Origin of the sequence: Mycobacterium sp. NPDC006124 (assembly GCF_040614235.1) — a bacterium.
GTDB lineage: Bacteria > Actinomycetota > Actinomycetes > Mycobacteriales > Mycobacteriaceae > Mycobacterium.
In genome coordinates this window covers 66,636-87,351 of sequence record NZ_JBEXUA010000005.1, presented here as the reverse complement: position 1 = coordinate 87,351, position 20,716 = coordinate 66,636, and the positions used below count along the sequence as shown (strand labels likewise).

Genomic DNA, 20,716 nt, shown 5'->3' with positions numbered 1-20,716 from the left:
ACCTCCTAGTAGGCGAACGACAACGGTGCGACGTCGGCGTCCCCGGGTGGCGTGGGTGGCGCAGGTTCGGCGTCGTGCTCGAGTGGACCCTCGACGACGTATCGCCGGATCAACCAGAACCAGACGCAGGCGAGCGCGGCGTAGAGCAGGGTGAACACCGTCAGCGACGTGAACACCATGGCCGCGGAGTGGTGGGAGACGCCCTCGCCGACGGTGAGCCGGATCATCTGGTCGCCGGTCGGATTGGGCACCACCACCCAAGGCTGCCTGCCCATTTCGGTGAAGACCCACCCGGCGCTGTTGGCCAGGAACGGTGTTGGCAGGGTCAGGAGCGCGAATCTGGCGAACCACCGTTCGTCGGGAATGCGCCCGCGCCGGGTCGACCACAGCGCGACCATCGCGAAGAGCACCGGGACGGCGAGCAGGCCGATCATCGCCCGAAACGACCAGTAGGTGACGAAGAGGTTGGGCCGGTAGTCACCAGGCCCGTAGGTCGCCTCATATCTGGCCTGGAGGTCCTTGACGCCCTCCAGCGTCACCCCGTCGAATCTGCCCTCGGCGAGGAAGGGCAGCACGTAGGGCACCTCGATGACGTGGTCGACCGCGTCGCAGTTGTTGTGGGTGCCCACCGTCAGGACGGAGAAGTCGGGATCGGTCTCGGTGTGGCACAACGATTCCGCCGACGCCATCTTCATCGGCTGCTGCTGGAACATCAGCTTGCCCTGGACGTCGCCGGTCAGGAACAGCCCGCCCGCCGCGGCCAGCGTCACCAGGCAGCCGAGGATCGTGGCGGGGCGGTACATCGTGCGGGCCTCGTCGGTCGCGCGGGCTCGCACCAACCACCACGAGCAGACGCCGGCCACGAACGTTCCCGCGGTGAGGAAGGCTCCGAACACCGCGTGCGAGAACGCCGCCGTGGCAGTGTTGTTCGTGAACAAGGCGACGATGCTGGTCAATTCGGCGCGTCCGGTCTCCGGATTGAAGCGGGCACCGACCGGGTGCTGCATCCACGAGTTGGCGGCGATGATGAAGAACGCCGAGGCGTTGACCGCGAGAGCGACGATCCAGATGCAGGCGAGATGCACCAGGCGCGGCAGTCGGGTCCAGCCGAAGATCCACAGCCCGATGAAGGTCGACTCGAAGAAGAAGGCGACCAGACCCTCCATCGCGAGGGGTGCGCCGAACACGTCACCGACGAAGCGGGAGTACTCGCTCCAATTCATGCCGAATTGGAATTCCTGCACGATTCCGGTGGCGACACCGAGGGCGAAGTTGATGAGGAACAACTTGCCGAAGAACTTGGTCAACCGGTACCAGGAGGGGTTTCCGGTGACGACCCAGGCCGTCTGCATGACGGCGATCAACGGCGCCAAGCCAATGGTCAGCGGGACGAAGACGAAGTGGTAGACGGTCGTGATTCCGAACTGCCATCTCGAGACGTCGAGTGCGTTCACGAGCATCATCTCCCCGCTGCCGAGTCTTACCTACGACACAGTGTAGTAGGTAGGTTTCTCCCAGCCCAGGGCATTCTTAGTGAGCTGGCTGACCCCTTTCGGGCGCGGTCTGCCGCGTCGCCCGTCGGATGGCGACGGCGGAGGCGACCTCGACCACCCCGATGACGATCAGCCAGACTCCGACGACGAGGGCCAGCGTGGCGATCGACTCGAAGGGCGAGGCCAGGATGACTACGCCGGCAATCAAGCTGACGGCGCCCACGAACACGTTCCAGCCCCGACCCGGGAGGGTCGGATCGCTGATCGCCGACACCGCCGTGGCGACCCCGCGGAAGATGAAGCCGACCCCGATCCAGATGGCTAGCAACAACACTGCGTCATACAGGTGGCGGAAGGCCATGATCGCGAGAATGAGTGACGCTGCGCCGCTGACGAAGAGCAGCACCCGGCCACCGGCGGACACGTGGAGGCTGAAGGCGAAGAACACTTGCTGAATTCCGGTCAGCAGCAAGCCGGCACCGAAGAAGATGGCCGCGACGGTGATGGAGATGCCGGGCCAGGCTAGGATCGCGACGCCGATCGCAATGGCGAGCACGCCGGACACGACGGCTGATTTCCACAGATGGGGCAACAGACTTGGGGCAGACGGCATGGTCACGAGGGGCAGTGTCGCACGGCGACGCACCGGGACGGCTCAATTCACCGCGTTGCCGCTTCGCACAGCGCAGATCGTCGACCGGCGTTAAGTTTCACCTACTACGGCGCGTACATCCCGCTAGTGTTCCTGAGGTCGTCGCCCGCCAGGAGTGAAGGCGACCCGATGCAGAGAGAAGAGACAACGTGGTAGCTGGAATCAAGGACCGTCGAGCGAGCTCACGCTGGTGGCGCGGTGCTGCGGTCATCGCCGTGTCGGGAGCGCTCGTGCTGTCGGGCTGTACCAAGAACACCGACTCCGCCGAGCCCGCCAAGGAGACCACCGCGGCCAAGGCCGCCAAGGTCGACGACATCGCCAACACCGTGCCCGAGGACATCAAGTCCTCCGGCAAGTTGGTCGTCGGCGTCAACGTTCCCTACACGCCCAACGAGTTCAAGGATTCCAGCGGCAAGATCGTCGGCTTCGACGTCGACCTGATGAACGCGATCGCCTCCACCCTCGGCCTGACCGCCGAGTACCGCGAGGCCGACTTCTCCAAGATCATCCCGTCCATCCAGGGCGGCACCTTCAACGTCGGCATGTCGTCGTTCACCGACACCAAGGAACGCGAACAGACCGTCGACTTCGTCACCTACTTCTCGGCCGGCTCTCTGTGGGCCAAGCCCAAGGGTTCCGACGTCGACCCGAGCAACGCGTGCGGCAAGAAGGTCGCGGTTCAGGCGACGACCACGCAGGAAGTCGACGAGTTGCCCGCCAAGAGCAAGGCGTGCACCGACGCGGGCAAGCCGGCGATCGACATCGTGAAGTTCGACGGCCAGGACCAGGCCACCAACGCCGTCGTCCTCGGCCAGGCCGACGCCATGTCGGCGGACTCACCGGTGACGCTATACGCCATCAAGCAGAGCGCCGGCAAGCTCGAGCAGGCGGGCGAGACGTTCGATGCGGCGCCCTACGGCTGGCCCGTCGCCAAGGGCTCTCCGCTGGCCGCATCGCTGCAGAAGGCACTCGAGCACCTGATCGAAACCGGTGACTACAAGACGATCGCCTCGAACTGGGGTGTCGAGGCCGGCATGATCGACAAACCGGTCATCAACGGCGCGACCAGCTGACGACCGGAGTTCACTGATGAGCGTCGACGTTCGCACGCCACCCGACAGTCCAGCCGTCATCGATGCCGTCCCTCTGCGGCACCCCTGGCGGTGGGTGGCGGCGATCGTCATCGTCATCGTCGTCGCGCTGTTCCTCTACGGCGCGGCGACCAACGACGCGTACGGCTGGGGCACCTTCGGCAAGTACATCCTCGACGAGCGCATCTTCTCCGGGGTGGTGGTCACCCTCGAGTTGACCGTGTTGTCGATGATCCTCGCGATCGTGCTGGCGGTGCTGCTGGCGGTCATGCGTTTGTCCCCGAACCCGGTGTTCCGGTCGGTGTCGTGGGTGTACCTGTGGATCTTCCGCGGAACCCCGGTCTACGTGCAGTTGGTGTTCTGGGGCCTCTTCCCGACGATCTACAAGAACATCCAACTGGGCATCCCGTTCGGGCCGACGTTCTTCACCTTCAACATCCAGGATCTGTCGCTGTACTTCCTGCTGGCGGTGATCGGCCTTGGCCTCAACGAGGCCGCCTATCTGGCCGAGATCATCCGGGCCGGCATCTCCTCGGTCCCGGAGGGGCAGACCGAAGCGTCCACCGCGCTGGGCATGTCCTGGCTGATGACGATGCGCCGCACGGTGTTGCCACAGGCGATGCGGGTGATCATCCCGCCCACCGGCAACGAGTTCATCGGGCAGCTCAAGACCACGTCGCTGGTCGCCGCGGTGCCGTTCACCTTCGACCTGTTCGGGCGCCAGCGTGACATCTCGGCGGTGCTGTTCCAGCCGATCCCGCTGCTGCTGGTCGCGGCGGCGTGGTACCTGCTCATCACCAGCATCCTGATGGTGGGCCAGTTCTACCTGGAGCGCTACTTCTCCCGGGGCGCCTCCCGCAAGCTCACCGCCAAACAACTCGGCGCTCTGGCCGAGGCGCAGACACTTGGAGAGGCCGGGCACACATGACCGCTGGCGCCGTGGAGACCCCCATGGTCAAGGCCGAGAACGTCTGCAAGAACTTCGGGGCGCTCAAGGTGCTCAAGGGCGTGACGCTGGAGATCGGCCGGGGACAGGTGCTGGTCCTGGTCGGCCCCTCCGGGTCGGGCAAGTCGACGTTCCTGCGGTGCATCAACCACCTGGAGCAGGTCAACGGTGGTCGGCTCTACGTCGACGGCGAGCTGATCGGCTACCGCGAGAAGGGCGACAAGCTGCTCGAGATGCCGCCGCGCGAAGCCGCCCGGCAGCGCCGCGACATCGGCATGGTCTTCCAGCACTTCAACCTGTTCCCGCATCGCACCGCACTGGCCAACATCGTAGAGGCGCCGATCCAGGTCAAGGGCGTCAAGAAGGCCGCGGCGATCGAACGGGGCAAGGATCTGCTCAACCAGGTCGGGTTGTCGGACAAGGCAACTGCGTATCCGGCTCAACTGTCCGGCGGCCAGCAGCAGCGCGTGGCGATCGCCCGCGCCTTGGCGATGGACCCCAAGTTGATGTTGTTCGACGAGCCCACCTCGGCGCTCGACCCCGAGTTGGTGGGCGAGGTGCTGGGTGTCATGAAGAAGCTCGCCAGCGAGGGCATGACGATGGTGGTGGTGACCCACGAGATGGGCTTCGCCCGTGAGGTCGCCGACCAGCTGGTGTTCATGGACGCAGGAGTGATCGTCGAGAGCGGCAAGCCCCGGGACGTCCTCAGCAATCCGCAGCACGAACGCACGAAGGCATTCTTGTCCAAGGTGATGTAGTTGGGCGGTCACGTAGCGGGAGTTGATCCGACCACCCCGTTGTGGCGGGCAGCGCAACTCTTCAGACTGGTGAGTTGCGTCTATGCGCTCGGGTTTCAGATCGCCGTCAACGACGACCTAGACCGTCCAGCCGTCGGGTGGGCGTTGTTCGCGGTGCTCGTCGCGTGGAGTATCGCCTGCGCAGCGGCCTACCTGCACGGGTACGGCCGGCGCATCACCTGGGTAGGTGCCGAGGTCGCAGTGGTCCTCGCACTCGTGCTCTCGACGGAGATCGTCGCCTCCGAACAGTGGGCACTGGACAACCAATCCTGGCCGACGACGTTGTGGGCCACCAACGCAACGATTTCGGCGGCCATCCTGCTCGGGCCGGTCGCAGGCATGGCGGCCGGGTTGTTGGTCACGGCGGGCAACGCGGCGCTGAAGGGCCACGTGAGCGTCGACGTCGGGCGCAACGCCACCGTCGTGATCGAACTCGCGGTCGGTCTGGCGATCGGACTTGCGGCTCAGACGGCCCGGCGCGCTCACGACGAGTTGCAACGGGCCGCACGACTGGCGGCATCGCTGGAGGAACGGGAGCGACTGTCGAGGGAGGTCCACGACGGCGCCATCCAAGTGCTGGCGCTGGTGGCCCGGCGTGGCCTTGAGATCGGCGGTCCGACAACCGAACTGGCCGAGTTGGCGGGGGAGCAGGAACGGGTCCTGCGGCGCTGGGTCAGCGCCGCGGGATCCTCGGTGCCGACGGGCCTGAACCTCGACCTCGTGACGCTGCTGCGAGACCGTGCCGCCGACCGGGTGTCGGTGAGCCTCCCGCCGGAACCGGTGATGCTGCCCGCCGAGGTGGCACGGGAGGTCGACGCGGCGGTGGCCAATGCGTTGGCCAACGTCACGGCCCACGTCGGCGCCGACGCGCACGCCTTCGTCCTGGTGGAGGATCTGGAGGACTCGGTGGTGGTCAGCGTCCGTGACGACGGGCCGGGAATCCCGGACGGGCGACTCGAGGAGGCCGCCGGCGAAGGCCGGGTGGGAGTGTCCAAGTCGATTGTCGGACGCCTGAATTGGTTGGGCGGCACGGCGCGGTTGACGACGGGACCGGGAAGGGGCACGGAATGGGAACTGACGATTCCACGTTCACGGTGATGGTGGTCGACGACCATCCGATCTGGCGCGACGCAGTCGCCCGTGACCTCGCCGAGGAGGGTTTCACCGTCGTCGCCACCGCGGACGGGGTGGGCGCGGCGCGCCGACGGGCCGCCGTCGTCAGACCCGACGTAGTGGTGATGGACATGCGCCTGTCGGACGGCAGCGGGGCGACTGCCACCGCGGAGGTGCTGGCCGCGTCGCCGTCGTCGCGCATCCTGGTGCTGTCGGCCTCCGACGAACGCGACGACGTACTGGAGGCGGTGAAGGCGGGGGCCACCGGGTATCTGGTCAAGAGTGCCTCGAAACATGACCTGGCCGAAGCGGTTCGGTCCACCGGGGAGGGCCGGGCGGTGTTCACGCCGGGCCTCGCCGGTCTGGTACTCGGCGAATACCGGCGCATCGCGCGGTCGCCGCGGGGTGACGACTCCACTCCAAGCTTGACCGAGCGGGAGACCGAGATCCTCCGGTACGTCGCGAAGGGGTTGACTGCCAAGCAGATAGCCGAACGACTCTCGCTAAGCCACCGCACGGTGGAGAACCACGTGCAGGCCACGTTCCGAAAGTTGCAGGTAGCCAACCGCGTCGAGCTTGCGCGCTACGCAATCGAACACGGGCTCGACGAATAGAGGACGGGTAGTACTACTCATTCCGTTCCCCGTGATGGCTGCCACGATGGCACCATGACCGAACCGGATCACGCCGTCATCGCCAGAATGTCGTCCGACTTCGCTTCGATCACCGCGTATCTGGCGCGAGTGTCAGCCGACCTGCGTCAGCTCGAACGCAATGTCGCCGAACGATCCGCGGCACCTGCCTCGCCGGTGTGGCAGGCGCAATGGCAGCCGCCGCTACCCCAGCCGGCGGCCCTCCATGCTCCGTCGACGCCTCCGTCGGACGGGTGGGTCGGAAAGGCGCTCGCGACAGCCGGAGTCGCAGTGACGTTGGTCGGCGTCGCACTCTTGCTCGTCCTCGCCGCACAGGCCGGGCTCCTGAGCCCGGGCGTACGGGTGATCGCCGGTGCCGTGTTGGCGGCAGGTCTGATCGCGGTGGCATGGCGGCTGGTCGACCGGCCCGGCGGACGTGTTGGCGCGACCGCGCTGGCCGCCACCGGCGTCGCTGCGGCCTACATCGACGTCATCGCGGTGACGACGATCCATCACTGGGTGTCGGCACCCGTCGGACTCGCCATCGCGGCGGTCGTCGCGGTCTCGGGCCTCCTGCTGTCGCGTCGCTGGAACGCCGAACATCTTGGGCTTCTGGTGCTGGTGCCGCTGATCGGTCTGGGACCGGTGGTGGCCGACGGAATCACGATCGCGCTCGTCGGCTTCATGCTGACGCTGGGCGCCGCGTCGGTGCCCGTGCAGGTGGGCCGGGACTGGACCGGGTGGCATGCCGCACGCACGGCGGTGACCACCCTTCCGCTGCTCCTCGCGATCGTCGTGACGAGTGTCGACGCCGGGACGTCACCTATGCTGGCGGTCGCCAGCACGCTGGCTGCCGTGCTCGCGATTGGCAGCGCCTTGATTCTGCTGCCGCACACGAGGCACCAGACCGCCACGGCCCTGCTGAGCGCCGTGGGCACCATTCCCGTCCTCGCCGCCTCGCTCGTCGTGAACGCAGCCGTGGCGGCGACACTGGCCGCTGCGTTGTCGATGGCGCTGACGGGCATCGTGCTCGCCGGCGGCCGCCTCTCCGCCGGCGCGGGCGTGCGGAGAACCTGGGCGGCCTTGGCCGCGGGGTCCGCATGGGTCGCGGTGACGGTGGCGTTCGACGGCCCGGTGGCGGGGCCCGTCCTGTTGGCGATGGCCGTCGTCGTGGCGGTGGGCGGTCGGCGCAGCACGGCGGCTCGCTGGTGCAGCGTGGGTTTCGGAGTCGCCGGTGGCGTGATCCATCTCGCCTACGCTCCGTCGTCACACCTGACGACGGCTACGGAGGTGAGCGCGGCAATTGCCACCTCGACGCTGGTTGCCAGCCTGCTGCTGGTGGCCGTCGCCGGTACGGTCGCGCGGTCGTGGCGCACCGAGTGGGCGTGGGCCTCAGCAGCCCTGGTCGCGATGTACGCCGTCACCACCATTGCCGTGATCACTGGTGTGGCGATCGGGGGTAGAGACGAGGGCTTCTTCGCCGGACACGTGCTCGCGACCCTCTGCTGGATCTCCCTGGCGGCATCGGTCCTGCGATACGCGTTGACGATGCCACGCGACGAACGCCCTCTGACGGTCGGCGGGGGCATGGTCATGGCGACTGCTGCGTTGGCCAAACTGTTCACGTTCGACCTGGGCACGCTCGACGGGATCTTCCGGGTGGTGGGCTTCATCGCGGTGGGCTTGCTGCTTCTGGGCATGGGCACGGGTTACGCCCGCGTGCTCGCGCAACGGGACGGTCACCAGAGCGAGGCCTAGGTGTGCTCCCGCGGTGTCATGCGGTTAGAGCAGACCCCACCGGCAAATGACGCAAAGAACTTCGAATAGCGGCGTCAATTCGTCGACCTGCGAGTAATTTGGTCGAGAGGGTGTGAACAGCAACGCATGTTGTGGTGCCCGTCGTGGTCGACGTCCACGGGATAGTCACGGGTGTCGGAATCACGAAGCGCCAGTGAATTTGGCGGCGGCGGAGACGAGGGGTAGCCACCGTCCGCCTAAACCACTGCGACCGCCGCGACTCCTGCCACCGCAGGGTCGCGGCGGTCCGTGCGTCAAGGAGCCCATGCTCGACCAACTACAACCTGGTCGTCAACTGCCGAGTGCATTAACGGTTTCGTCGTCCGGCCGCGGCGCGCGAGCTACCATTTCTGGTGCCCTCGGTGAGACTCGAACTCACACTGCACGGGTTTTGAATCCGTTTCCTCTGCCAATTGGGATACGAGGGCATCGCGTCGCGGATTTCCACCTTAGAGGATTCGGCCGAGCGGGCCGTCATGGCCCCGAGGTCGCCGTCGGGCCCGAGTCACGCGACAATGACCCCATGACCGGGTCACCGGCGGACGCCGCCACACCGCACCGTGTCCTCATTGCCGAGGACGAAGCACTCATTCGAATGGACCTCGCCGAGATGCTTCGCGAGGAGGGGTACGAGGTGGTGGGCGAGGCCGGAGACGGCCAGGAGGCCGTGGAGCTCGCCGAGAGCCTTCGCCCCGACCTCGTCATCATGGACGTGAAGATGCCTCGCCGGGACGGCATCGACGCCGCCGCCGAAATTGCGTCCAAGCGCATCGCACCCATCCTCATCCTGACCGCCTTCTCCCAGCGCGAGCTCGTCGAGCGGGCGCGTGACGCCGGTGCGATGGCCTACTTGGTGAAGCCGTTCTCGATCACCGATCTGATTCCGGCGATCGAGCTCGCCGTCAGCCGGTTCGGTGAGATCGCCGCCCTGGAGGCGGAGGTCAACTCACTGTCCGATCGGCTGGAGACCCGCAAACTGGTCGAGCGCGCAAAGGGTTTGCTCCAGGCCAAGCAGAAGATGTCGGAGCCCGAGGCGTTCAAGTGGATTCAGCGCGCCGCCATGGACCGCCGCACCACCATGCGCCGCGTGGCGGAGGTCGTCCTGGAGACCCTGGACACCCCCGAGACGTAACGAATGCGTGTCATCGGACCGGGTTTCGCCCAGTCACACAGGCGACACCCAGTCCGCGTTCGTCAACATCGCGCACCGGGGCCCCGGGTTGGCTATGTTCTACCGGAAGCATTGGCGCCCCGGGGGACGTGACCTGCGACGCCGGTGCCAATGACAACGTTGACACGGAGGTGACACGTGCGCAGTCGCATGGCACGCAATGCATTTGCTCTCGGGAGCGCGGGCTTGCTCGTGTTCGGTATTGCCGGCTGTAACCAGTCGGCACCCGAGGAGAGCTCGTCCCAGTCGAACCTGAAGATCGTCGAGCAGGTGCAGATCGACGAGAACGGCGCCGAGGTGAAGGCCGCCGGGGACGCCAAGCCCGCCGATCCCACCGGTGACGGGAAGGCGACCTGCCCGCCGGTGTCGATCGCCATGGCTGGTGCCCTCAACGGGCCCGACGCGGCGCTCGGCATCAACATCAAGAACGGCGTGCAACTGGCCATCGACAAGCACAACGCCGCCAACCCCGGCTGCCAGGTGCAGTTGAAGCCGTTCGACACCGAGGGCGATCCGCAGAAGGCGACGGGCATCGCGCCTCAGATCGTCGACGACCAGTACACGATCGGTTTGGTCGGTCCGGCGTTCTCCGGCGAGACCAAGGCCACCGGCACCGTGTTCGACCAGGCCGGCCTCGTCGCGGCCACGGCGTCGGCGACCAACCCGACGTTGAGCGAGAACGGCTGGAAGACCTTCTTCCGCGGTCTGGCGAACGACGGCGTGCAGGGGCCCTCGGTGGCCAACTACCTCAAGAACACGCTCGGCTACAAGAAGATCTGCGTCGTCGACGACAGCACCGACTACGGCCTCGGTTTGGCCATCCCGGTGCGCGAGACCCTCGGCCCGGTGGCCGACTCGGCGTGCAACATCCAGGTCAAGAAGGGTGACAAGGACTTCTCTGCGGCCGTCACGCAGATCAAGGGAGTCAGCCCGGACGCGGTCTTCTACAGCGGCTACTACTCCGAGGCGGCGCCGTTCGTCCAGCAGCTGAAGGACGGCGGGGTGTCGGCGACGTTCGTCAGCGCCGACGGCACGAAGGATCCGGAGTTCGTGAAGCAGGCGGGCGAGTCCTCGAAGGGCTCCATCCTGTCCTGCCCGTGCGGGCCGGCGACCGGAACGTTCGCCGACGAGTACAGCAAGAAGTTCGGGCAGGAGCCCGGCACCTACAGCACCGAGGGCTACGACCTCGGCACCATCATGCTGAAGGGCATCGACTCGGGTGCGATCACCCGACCGGCGCTGCTGGACTATGTCAAGAACTACAACGGTCAGGGCGTGGCACGCAACTACCAGTGGTCGCCCACCGGTGAGCTGACCACCAACCTGATCTGGATCTTCAAGGTTCAGTAGTCCCCGACACGAGGCGCGTCCGCGGCCAGCCGGCCCGGGCGCGCCTCGTATCCATTTAGCTGCAAGGAGCCGCCGCCGGTGTTAATGGCCGCCAACATCAACTTCAACGTCGACGGCCTCGTCAACGGCTTCTGGCAGTTGACCGTCGACGGTCTGTCGTGGGGTGCCATCTACGCGCTCGTGGCCGTCGGCTACACGCTGGTCTTCGGCGTTCTGCGACTGATCAACTTCGCCCACTCCGAGATCTTCATGCTGGGCATGTTCGGCACCTACTTCTGCCTGGACATCATCTTGGGATTCACTCCCAGCGGCAACGCCTACAACAAGGGCGTCCTGCTGACGATCCTCTACCTCGCGATCGCCATGATCTTCGCGATGCTGGTATCTGGTTCGGCGGCAGTCGGTTTGGAGTTCATCGCCTACCGGCCGCTGAGGCGTCGCAACGCCCGGCCGCTGACGTTCCTCATCACCGCGATCGGCATGTCGTTCGTCCTGCAGGAGTTCGTCCACTTCATCCTGCCCAAGCTCATCAAGGGCTATGGCGGCTCGAACGCCCAGCAGCCGATCCTGCTGGTGCAGCCCAAGGCGCAGTTCACCATCTTCGGTGCGACCGTCACCAACGTGACACTGGTGATCGTGGCCTCGGCGTTGGTGCTAGCCCTGCTCACCGACATCGCCATCAACCGCACCAAGTTCGGCCGCGGAATCCGAGCGGTGGCCCAGGATTCGACGACCGCCACCCTGATGGGCGTCTCGCGAGAACGCATCATCATGACGACGTTCCTCATCGGCGGCCTGCTCGCGGGTGCGGCCGCGTTGCTCTACACGCTGAAGGTGCCCCAGGGCATCATCTACTCCGGCGGATTCCTGCTCGGCATCAAGGCGTTCTCGGCGGCGGTCCTCGGCGGCATCGGAAACCTCCGAGGCGCGCTCCTGGGCGGTTTGATCCTGGGCGTGATGGAGAACTACGGCCAGGCGGTGTTCGGCACGCAGTGGCGCGACGTGGTCGCCTTCGTGCTGCTGGTTCTGGTGCTGCTCATCCGTCCCACCGGCATCCTCGGTGAGAGCCTCGGAAAGGCGCGCGCATGAGTCATCAGGCGGAAACCGAAACTCCGAAGAGCACTGCAGCGCAGCGCTTCCTGGCGCCGGGCGATGGCCTACGGCAGTGGTGGGACGGCCTCGGCCGGCCGGCCAAGTGGGTCGTCGGCATCGTCGGCTTCGGGCTGTTGGCTCTGCTGCCGCTCTACACGCCGGGTTTCATCGACACACCCGGCATCAGCTTCGGTGGCACCATGGCGGCCTTCGTGATGATCGCGATCATCGCCATCGGCCTCAACGTCGTGGTGGGCCAGGCCGGTCTGCTCGACCTCGGCTACGTCGGCTTCTACGCCGTCGGCGCGTATACCGTGGCGCTGCTCACCAGCCCGGACAGTCCGTGGAACAAGCTGGGGGCCACCGGCTTCTTCAGCAAGGACTGGGCGTGGCTGTCGTGCGTGCCCATCGCCATGGCGGTCACCGCGCTGGCGGGGTTGATCCTCGGCACGCCGACGCTGCGGCTACGCGGCGATTACCTGGCCATCGTGACGCTGGGTTTCGGCGAGATCATCCGACTGCTCGCCGACAACCTCTCCGACGTCACCAACGGTTCGCGCGGTCTCAACCAGATCGCCTACCCGCGGGTGGGCGAGAGCGACCGGCTCCCCAACGGCGTGTTCTCCAGCGGCAATTCGACCGGCCACGCGAACTACGGCACGTGGTGGTTCTGGCTGGGTCTGCTGCTGATGATCGCCATCCTGCTGTTCGTCGGCAATCTGGAGCGCAGCCGCGTCGGCCGTGCGTGGGTGGCGATCCGTGAGGACGAGGACGCCGCCGAGGTGATGGGCGTCGACACGTTCCGATTCAAGCTGTGGGCCTTCGTGATCGGAGCCGGCATCGGCGGTCTGTCCGGCGCGCTGTACGCCGGGCAGGTGCAGTACGTCGCCCCGACCAACTTCAACATCATCAACTCGATGCTGTTCCTCGTCGCGGTGGTGCTCGGCGGTCAGGGCAACAAGCTGGGCGTCATCTTCGGAGCGTTCATCGTGGTCTACCTGCCCAACCGACTGCTTGGCGTCGAGTTGTTCGGCGTCAACCTCGGCGACCTGAAGTACCTCTTCTTCGGATTGGCGTTGGTGGTGTTGATGATCTTCCGGCCACAAGGCCTGTTCCCGGTCCGCCAACAGTTGCTCGCCTACGCCTCGTCGGCGAAGAAGCTGTTGCGCAAGGCCGACGACTCGAAGGCGGCAGCATGACCAGCAGCGAGATCGACGAGGAGATGGCGGCGCTGCACCGGGAGGTGAAGGCCGCCGAGGGCGAAACCCTGCTCCAGACAACGGACTTGACGGTGAAGTTCGGCGGGTTGACCGCGCTGGACGCAGTGACCTTCGACATCAAGCGCGGTGAGATCCTCGGTCTCATCGGGCCCAATGGCGCCGGCAAGACGACGTGCTTCAACGCCATCACCGGCGTCTATCGGCCCACGTCGGGCACCGTGATGTTCGACGGCGCGCCGCTGGGGAAGATCAAGCGCCACGAGATCACCCGTCGGGGCATCGCCAGGACGTTTCAGAACATCCGCCTGTGGGGCGAGATGACCGCACTCGAGAACGTCGTCGTCGGCACCGACGCCCGACACGAGACCTCGGTTCCCGGGGCACTGATGCGTACGCCACGGCACCGGCGCGAGGAGAAGTCGGCCATCGAGAAGGCCGCAGCGCTTCTGCAATTCGTGGGCATCTCACAACGGGCCGACGAGAAGGCCAAGAACCTGCCCTACGGCGATCAGCGGCGTCTCGAGATCGCCCGGGCGCTGGCCACCGAGCCCAAGCTGCTCTGCCTCGACGAACCGGCCGCGGGCTTCAACCCAAGCGAGAAGTCCGCGCTGATCGAGCTCATCCAGGCCATCCGCGACGACGGGTACACCGTGTTGCTGATCGAACACGACATGCGTCTGGTCATGGGCGTCACCGATCGGATCGTGGTGCTCGAGTTCGGCCGCAAGATCGCCGACGGCCTGCCCGCCGACATCCGCGAGGACCCCAAGGTCGTCGCCGCCTACCTGGGAGTGCCCGATGACGAACTCGGATGACGTGACGACCACCGACGCCGATCCGCGTCCGGTGCTGCTCGAGGTGCGTGACGTCGTGGTGCACTACGGCAGAATCGAAGCGCTGCACGGAGTGTCGCTGAAGGTGCACGAGGGCGAGCTCGTCACGCTGCTCGGATCCAACGGTGCGGGCAAGACCACGATGATGCGGGCCATCTCGGGCCTTCGGCCACTGACGTCGGGTTCGGTGTGGTTCGACGGGCAGGACGTGACCAAGGTCAAGGCGCACCGACGAGTCACCGACGGGCTGATCCAGGCCCCGGAGGGGCGCGGGGTCTTCCCCGGCATGACGGTGGTGGACAATCTCGAAATGGGTTGCTACGGGCGGAAATTCCCCACCAAGGCCGAGCACCGCGAGCGCTTCGACTGGGTGATGGAGACCTTCCCCCGGTTGGCGGAGCGCCGCACCCAGGTCGGCGGCACCCTCTCGGGCGGTGAGCAGCAGATGCTCGCGATCGGGCGTGCGTTGATGGCGCGGCCCAAGGTACTACTGCTCGACGAGCCGTCGATGGGTCTGGCGCCGATGATCATCTCGCAGATCTTCAAGATCATCTCCGAGATCAACAAGCAGGGCACGACGGTGCTGTTGGTCGAGCAGAACGCACAGCAGGCGCTGAGCCGCTCCGACCGTGCCTACATACTCGAGACGGGTTCGGTCACCAAAGCCGGCATCGCCCGAGATCTGTTGGCCGACGACAGTATTCGCGCGGCCTACCTCGGCGTCGCCTAGCGCGCGACGATCACCGACGACCCGTGGCCAAAGAGTCCCTGGTTGGCGGTGACGCCTACGGTGGCTCCTTCGACCTGACGCCCGATGGCCTGGCCCTTGAGTTGCCAGGTCAGCTCGCAGACCTGGGCGATGGCCTGGGCCGGGATGGCCTCGCCGAAGCATGCCAACCCGCCGGACGGGTTGACCGGTACCCGGCCGCCGATGGTGGTGGCACCGCTACGCAGCAGCTCCTCGGCCTCGCCCTTCGCACACAGTCCGAGATGCTCGTACCAGTCCAGCTCCAGCGCGGTGGACAGGTCGTAGACCTCGGCGAGGGAGACGTCCTCGGGACTGACGCCCGCTTCGGCGTACGCGGCGTCGAGGATCTGGTCCTTGAACACCCGGTCCGGGGCGGCGACCACGGCAGTCGAGTCGGTCGCGATGTCGGGCAGCTCGGGCAGGTGCTGCGGATAGCGCGGCGTCACCGTGCTCACGGCGCGGACCGACGGCACACCCTTCAGCGAGCCAAGGTGCTTCTCGGCGAACGACTTCGATGCAACGATCAGCGCGGCCGCGCCGTCGGAGGTGGCGCAGATGTCGAGCTGGCGCAGTGGGTCCGATACCACCGGACTGGCCAAGACGTCGGCGATCGCGGATTCCTTGCGGTAGCGGGCATTCGGGTTCTGCAGGCCGTGGCGCGAGTTCTTCACCTTCACCTGAGCGAAGTCCTCGGAGGTGGCGCCGTAGAGGTCCATCCGTCGGCGGGCGAGCAGGGCGAAGTAGACGGGATTCATGGCGCCGATGAGGTGAAAGCGCTGCCAGTCCGGATCGTTCTTGCGTTCGCCGCCGACCGGTGCGAAGGCACCCTTGGGCGTGGTGTCGGCGCCGATGACGAGCGCGACGTCGCAGAACCCCGCGAGGATGTGGGCGCGGGCGCTCTGCAGCGCTTGGGATCCGCTGGCGCAGGCCGCGTAGCTGGAGCTGACCGGTACGCCGTTCCACCCCAGCTTCTGGGCGAACGTCGACCCGGCGATGAAGCCGGGGTAGCCGTTGCGGATCGTGTCGGCGCCGGCGACGAGTTGGATCTGCTGCCAGTCGAGACCGGCCTCGGCGAGCGCGGCGCGGGCGGCGACGACGCCGTAGTCGGTGAAGTCGCGTCCCCACTTGCCCCAGGGGTGCATCCCGGCGCCGAGGATGTAGAGGGGTTCCGGCGGGCGGGAGCGCAGCGACTCGGGGGATGTTGCCGGCGGGCGGGAGCGCAGCGACTCGGGGGATGTTGCCGGCGGGGTGACGCTCATGCGATCCTCCAGGCGTGCACCGTGCGGACGAATCCGTCGGCGTCGGTGTAGAGCGGCATGGTGGTCAGCTCCATCTCCATGCCGACCTTCAGGTCGGCGGCGAGGGTGCCGTCTACGACCTTGCCCAGAATGATCAGGCCCTCGTCGGCGAGCTCGACGGCGGCGATCGCGAACGGCTCGAACGGGTCCGTCGCCGGGTAGGGAGCCGGCGGGGGATAGCGGTTCTCGGTGTAACTCCACAGCGTTCCACGCCCGGAGAGGGGCACCTGCTCGAGGTCCTCGCCGGCGCACGCCGGGTTGGGGCAGTTGTTCTCCCGCGGGGGGAACACGTACGTGCCGCACTGCGTGCACTTGCCTGCGATGAGGTGAACGTCCCCGGCGTCGTCGGTGGCGAACCATCCGTCGATGGCCGGTAGTTGCGCTGGGGAGTCCGTTGATCCTGGCACCAGGTCAGCGTAAACGATCGAGACGCACGAACTGCAACGTGTTGCAGTTTGTGTGCTCGGTGGCCTCGGCCAGCCCGTCGGCCCGGGTGCCGGTGGGAATGGCTCGGCGTCGGTCGTGCGTCGGAGGCCCCGAATAGAGTGAGGGCGTGAGCCCTGCCAAGACCGCGCCGAAGAGCGCAGCCGCTGCCGACACGGCAGATCCAAAGCACACCTTGCTGCTGCTCGACGGCAATTCCCTGGCCTTCCGGGCGTTCTACGCCCTTCCCGCCGAGAACTTCAAGACCCAGAGCGGCCTGACCACCAACGCCGTCTACGGCTTCACTGCGATGCTGATCAACCTGCTGCGCGACGAGACACCCACCCATGTCGCGGCGGCCTTCGACGTGTCCCGCCAGACCTTCCGGATGGACCGCTACCCGGAGTACAAGGCCGGCCGCTCGGCCACCCCGGACGAATTCCGCGGTCAGATCGACATCACCAAGGAGGTGCTGAGCGCACTCGGCATCACCACGCTCGCCGAACCGGGCTTCGAGGCCGACGACATCATCGCGACGCTGGCCACCCAGGCCGAAAGCCAGGGCTACCGCGTGCTGATCGTCACCGGTGACCGCGACGCGCTGCAACTCGTCAGCGACGACGTCACCGTGCTCTACCCCCGCAAGGGAGTCTCAGAGCTGACCCGGTTCACCCCCGAGGCCGTCGTCGAGAAGTACGGTCTGACGCCGAGGCAGTACCCGGACTTCGCGGCGCTGCGCGGCGACCCCAGTGACAACCTGCCCGGAATTCCCGGCGTGGGGGAGAAGACCGCCTCGAAGTGGATCATCGAGTACGGCTCCCTGCAGGCGCTCGTCGACGGGGTCGACACCGTCAAGGGCAAGGTCGGAGAATCTTTGCGCGCCAACCTCTCTCACGTCATCCTCAACCGCGACCTGACCGAGTTGGTCAAGGACGTCCCCTTGCCGCAGACGCCCGACACGCTGCGGATGATGCCGTGGGACCGCGACCAGATTCACCGCCTCTTCGACGACCTGGAGTTCCGCGTCCTGCGCGACCGCCTCTTCGACACCCTGGCCTCGGCCGATCCCGAGGTGGACCAGGGCTTCGACGTCCGCGGTGGTGCACTCGGACGCGGCACGCTGGCGACCTGGCTCGCCGACCACGGCACCGGACGACGCTTCGGCCTCGCCGTGGTCGGCAACCACCTGGCGTTCGACTCCGACGCGACCGCCCTGGCGATCGTCTCCGGTGACGGCGAGGGGTGCTATCTGGACACCACCGCAATGGATCCCGCCGACGAGGCAGCGCTGGCCACGTGGTTGGCCGACCCCTCGATTCCAAAGTCGTTGCACGAGGCCAAGCTCGCCATGCACGATCTCGCGGGTCGCGGCTGGGACCTCAAGGGCGTCACCTCCGACACCGCCCTGGCCGCCTACCTGGTGCGCCCCGGTCAGCGCAGCTTCGCCCTCGACGACCTCGCCGTGCGCTACCTCAAGCGGGAACTCCGCGCCGAAAACCCCGAGCAGCAACAACTCTCACTGCTCGACGACGACGAGGGGGTCGACGACCAGGCGGTGCAGACTCTGCTTCTGAGGGCCTCGGCGGTGGCAGATCTGGCCAACGCCTTGGATGAGGAGCTGGCCAGGATCGACTCCTCGGCACTGCTGGGCGACATGGAACTGCCGGTGCAGCGGGTCCTCGCCCAGCTGGAGGCGACGGGCATCGCGATCGACACCGATCTGCTGGGTCAGCTGCAGAGCCAGTTCGCCGATCTGATCCGCGATGCCGCCGAGGCCGCCTACGCCGTGATCGGCAAGCAAATCAACCTCGGCTCGCCCAAACAGCTGCAGGTCGTGCTGTTCGACGAGCTGGAGATGCCGAAGACCAAGCGCACCAAGACCGGTTACACCACCGACGCCGACGCGCTGCAGGGACTGTTCGACAAGACCGGTCATCCGTTCCTGCAGCACCTGCTCGCGCACCGCGATGCCACCCGGCTCAAGGTCACCGTCGACGGTCTGCTCGCCGCGGTGGGCGCCGACGGCCGAATCCACACCACGTTCAACCAGACCATCGCGGCCACCGGACGGTTGTCGTCGACCGAGCCCAACCTGCAGAACATCCCGATCCGCACCGAGGCCGGTCGCGAGATTCGCAACGGCTTCGTCGTCGACGAGGGCTACACCGAGTTGATGACGGCGGACTACAGCCAGATCGAGATGCGGATCATGGCCCACCTGTCCAAGGACGACGGCCTCATCGAGGCGTTCAACACCGGCGAGGACCTGCACTCCTTCGTCGCCTCCCGCGCCTTCGGGGTGCCCATCGACGAGGTGACCGCCGAGCTGCGCCGCCGAGTGAAGGCGATGTCTTACGGGTTGGCGTACGGGCTGAGTGCCTACGGGCTCGCGGCGCAGCTGAAGATCTCCACCGAGGAGGCAAAGGTGCAGATGGATGCGTACTTCTCCCGCTTCGGCGGGGTGCGCGACTATCTGCAGTCGGTGGTCGACCAGGCCCGCAAGGACGGCTACACGTCGACCGTGCTGGGCCGGCGGCGCTACCTGCCCGAGTTGGACAGCAGCAACCGCAACGTCCGGGAGGCTGCGGAGCGGGCCGCGCTCAACGCCCCCATCCAGGGCAGCGCCGCCGACATCATCAAGGTGGCGATGATCAACACCGAGGCCGCCATCCGCGAGGCCGGGCTGCAGTCCCGGATGCTGCTGCAGGTCCACGACGAATTGCTCTTCGAGGTGGCCGAGGGGGAGCGGGATCGTCTCGACGACCTGGTCCGCGCGCAGATGGGCGGGGCCTACCCGCTCGACGTCCCGCTAGAGGTGTCGGTGGGCTACGGCAGAAGCTGGGACGCCGCGGCTCACTAGGCCAGAGGGGAGCGGTAGGCGGCGAAGGTCTGCAGCACCGGCGCCGCCGCCCGCGCCGCGTACAGCCCGTAGGTCTCCTCGGTCAGCAGCGCACGCACGCGGTCGTCGCCAAACCCGCGGTCGAGGCGGTCGCGCACGAAGGCCAGTTCGACGACTTGGGCGGCGAAGGCCTTGACCCCCTTGGCCGCGGGCTTGCCGGCGAAGCGCGTCACCTCTCCAAGCGCCAGCTTCCTGGCCGGAAGGGACCTCAGCCAGCTGGCCTCGTTGGTCGTCACCAGGCCGGCGGCCACCATGCCGGGCAGCTTCGCGGCGACGACGCGCTGCTCCCGACGCCGACTGGTCACGGCCAGCACGATCGCCACACCGAACACGGGCACCATCCACAGCAGGTAGACGAGGAAGTACGCCTCGATGCCGAAGAACGACGAGCCGTTCCACAGCGCATGCATCACCACCGCGCCGGCGTACCCGGCCAGGATGCACCCGGCCTTGGCAAGGGGCGCTCGACGGTGCAGCGCGAAGTAGACGCCGATCGCGGTCATCGTCGTGAAGAGCGGGTGGGCGAAGGGGCCCATGACCAGCCGCAGCCCGGCGGTGGCCAGCGATCCGCCGAGGGTCTCGCCGCCGCCGATGTAGGCGATGTTCTCCAGCCAGGCGAATCCGGCGGCCACGATGCCCGCGTAGACCAGGCAGTCGGTCAGCGAGTTCAGTTCGTTGCGGCGACGACCAGTCATCATGATCAGCAGGAACACGCCCTTGGCCGCCTCCTCGACGATGGGCGCCACGATCGCAAGGGTGACGAAGTCGTCGGTCGCGGCCTCGCCGGTGGCCAGCAGCGACCCGAAGACCAGTTCCAGGACGATCGACACCACGATCGCCACCGATGCACCCCAGGCGAACGCCAGCACCAGCAGGCGCGGCGGCTCGGGTTCCCATCGGTCCAGCCACAGATAGGCCAGCAACACCACGACGACGGCGACGGTGGCGAGCACGAAGCCGACGGACGTGCCGACGGGGTTGACGGCCGTCAACAGGATCACCGACAGACCCGCCACGACGCCCATGGCGATGATGGCCCCGAGCGGCGCGCCCACCTTGCGAATCTTGCGGGTCGACGGCGGACCGAACGGACGCGGTGGCGGCACGACGGGGTGTGTCACGATGGCAGCGTAACGGTGGGTGCAGACCCAGGTTTGTCCA

18 protein-coding genes and 1 tRNA gene are annotated in these 20,716 nt (G+C 66.9%); 13 read left to right on the top strand and 6 right to left on the bottom strand.

Features of this window, described 5'->3' with window-relative positions; all coding sequences use genetic code 11:
• Positions 1 to 5: 5 nt before the first annotated feature.
• Together ABZ195_RS12465 and ABZ195_RS12460 are read right to left on the bottom strand one after the other, a co-directional pair.
• The gene (locus ABZ195_RS12465; protein ID WP_355218020.1) at positions 6 to 1,454 is read right to left on the bottom strand and encodes a cytochrome ubiquinol oxidase subunit I; all 1,449 of its coding nucleotides are present in this window, start codon (positions 1,452 to 1,454) and stop codon (positions 6 to 8) included.
• Positions 1,455 to 1,530: 76 nt separating this feature from the next.
• Positions 1,531 to 2,106 carry an HdeD family acid-resistance protein gene (locus tag ABZ195_RS12460; protein ID WP_355218530.1) on the bottom strand — a complete coding sequence of 192 codons (576 nt, stop codon included), beginning with the start codon at positions 2,104 to 2,106 and terminating at the stop codon, positions 1,531 to 1,533.
• A 188-nt stretch (positions 2,107 to 2,294) separates the two neighbouring features.
• Between ABZ195_RS12460 and ABZ195_RS12455 the strand changes: the two genes are divergently transcribed.
• Genes ABZ195_RS12455 through ABZ195_RS12430 form a run of 6 tightly spaced genes read left to right on the top strand, consistent with a single transcriptional unit; the run spans position 2,295 to position 8,482 of the window.
• Entirely contained in the window at positions 2,295 to 3,218 is a 924-nt protein-coding gene (locus tag ABZ195_RS12455; RefSeq protein ID WP_355218018.1) for an ABC transporter substrate-binding protein, read from the top strand.
• A 16-nt stretch (positions 3,219 to 3,234) separates the two neighbouring features.
• Positions 3,235 to 4,164, top strand: a complete 930-nt coding sequence (locus ABZ195_RS12450) for an amino acid ABC transporter permease (RefSeq protein WP_355218016.1) — start codon at positions 3,235 to 3,237, stop codon at positions 4,162 to 4,164.
• 23 nt (positions 4,165 to 4,187) lie between these two features.
• Positions 4,188 to 4,940, top strand: a complete 753-nt coding sequence (locus ABZ195_RS12445; RefSeq protein WP_355218528.1) for an amino acid ABC transporter ATP-binding protein — start codon at positions 4,188 to 4,190, stop codon at positions 4,938 to 4,940.
• 39 nt (positions 4,941 to 4,979) lie between these two features.
• Entirely contained in the window at positions 4,980 to 6,077 is a 1,098-nt protein-coding gene (locus tag ABZ195_RS12440) for a DUF5931 domain-containing protein (protein WP_355218526.1), read from the top strand.
• Positions 6,047 to 6,706 carry a response regulator transcription factor gene (locus ABZ195_RS12435; protein ID WP_355218014.1) on the top strand — a complete coding sequence of 220 codons (660 nt, stop codon included), beginning with the start codon at positions 6,047 to 6,049 and terminating at the stop codon, positions 6,704 to 6,706. The genes ABZ195_RS12440 and ABZ195_RS12435 overlap by 31 nt, the downstream gene beginning before the upstream one ends.
• A gap of 54 nt (positions 6,707 to 6,760) precedes the next feature.
• On the top strand, positions 6,761 to 8,482 hold the full coding sequence (locus ABZ195_RS12430; protein WP_355218013.1) for a DUF2339 domain-containing protein: 1,722 nt from the start codon (positions 6,761 to 6,763) through the stop codon (positions 8,480 to 8,482).
• Between the two features lie 390 nt (positions 8,483 to 8,872).
• Here ABZ195_RS12430 and ABZ195_RS12425 read toward each other — a convergent pair.
• Positions 8,873 to 8,949, bottom strand: a tRNA-Leu gene (locus ABZ195_RS12425).
• A 95-nt stretch (positions 8,950 to 9,044) separates the two neighbouring features.
• Here ABZ195_RS12425 and ABZ195_RS12420 point away from each other — a divergent pair.
• From ABZ195_RS12420 to ABZ195_RS12395, 6 genes are all read left to right on the top strand, one after another.
• Entirely contained in the window at positions 9,045 to 9,653 is a 609-nt protein-coding gene (locus tag ABZ195_RS12420; RefSeq protein ID WP_355218011.1) for an ANTAR domain-containing response regulator, read from the top strand.
• Between the two features lie 177 nt (positions 9,654 to 9,830).
• Positions 9,831 to 11,042, top strand: coding sequence for a branched-chain amino acid ABC transporter substrate-binding protein (locus ABZ195_RS12415; protein WP_355218009.1), 1,212 nt, complete (start codon positions 9,831 to 9,833; stop codon positions 11,040 to 11,042).
• A gap of 84 nt (positions 11,043 to 11,126) precedes the next feature.
• On the top strand, positions 11,127 to 12,131 hold the full coding sequence (locus ABZ195_RS12410; RefSeq protein WP_355218524.1) for a branched-chain amino acid ABC transporter permease: 1,005 nt from the start codon (positions 11,127 to 11,129) through the stop codon (positions 12,129 to 12,131).
• Positions 12,128 to 13,333 (top strand): branched-chain amino acid ABC transporter permease, encoded by a 1,206-nt coding sequence (locus ABZ195_RS12405; RefSeq protein WP_355218007.1) that lies wholly within the window; start codon positions 12,128 to 12,130, stop codon positions 13,331 to 13,333. The genes ABZ195_RS12410 and ABZ195_RS12405 overlap by 4 nt, the downstream gene beginning before the upstream one ends.
• Positions 13,330 to 14,169, top strand: a complete 840-nt coding sequence (locus ABZ195_RS12400) for an ABC transporter ATP-binding protein (RefSeq protein WP_355218005.1) — start codon at positions 13,330 to 13,332, stop codon at positions 14,167 to 14,169. The genes ABZ195_RS12405 and ABZ195_RS12400 overlap by 4 nt, the downstream gene beginning before the upstream one ends.
• Positions 14,153 to 14,917 carry an ABC transporter ATP-binding protein gene (locus tag ABZ195_RS12395; protein WP_355218003.1) on the top strand — a complete coding sequence of 255 codons (765 nt, stop codon included), beginning with the start codon at positions 14,153 to 14,155 and terminating at the stop codon, positions 14,915 to 14,917. The genes ABZ195_RS12400 and ABZ195_RS12395 overlap by 17 nt, the downstream gene beginning before the upstream one ends.
• Here ABZ195_RS12395 and ABZ195_RS12390 read toward each other — a convergent pair.
• Together ABZ195_RS12390 and ABZ195_RS12385 are read right to left on the bottom strand one after the other, a co-directional pair.
• A complete protein-coding gene (locus ABZ195_RS12390) occupies positions 14,914 to 16,122 on the bottom strand; it encodes a lipid-transfer protein (RefSeq protein WP_355218522.1) in 1,209 nt (402 codons plus the stop codon). The genes ABZ195_RS12395 and ABZ195_RS12390 overlap by 4 nt on opposite strands.
• A gap of 68 nt (positions 16,123 to 16,190) precedes the next feature.
• On the bottom strand, positions 16,191 to 16,640 hold the full coding sequence (locus tag ABZ195_RS12385; RefSeq protein ID WP_355218002.1) for an OB-fold domain-containing protein: 450 nt from the start codon (positions 16,638 to 16,640) through the stop codon (positions 16,191 to 16,193).
• 212 nt (positions 16,641 to 16,852) lie between these two features.
• On the opposite strand from ABZ195_RS12385, the gene polA reads away from it, so the two are divergent.
• The gene (gene polA / locus ABZ195_RS12380; RefSeq protein WP_355218520.1) at positions 16,853 to 19,516 is read left to right on the top strand and encodes a DNA polymerase I; all 2,664 of its coding nucleotides are present in this window, start codon (positions 16,853 to 16,855) and stop codon (positions 19,514 to 19,516) included.
• Here polA and ABZ195_RS12375 read toward each other — a convergent pair.
• Positions 19,513 to 20,676 carry a PrsW family intramembrane metalloprotease gene (locus ABZ195_RS12375; protein ID WP_355218000.1) on the bottom strand — a complete coding sequence of 388 codons (1,164 nt, stop codon included), beginning with the start codon at positions 20,674 to 20,676 and terminating at the stop codon, positions 19,513 to 19,515. The genes polA and ABZ195_RS12375 overlap by 4 nt on opposite strands.
• Positions 20,677 to 20,716: the final 40 nt, after the last annotated feature.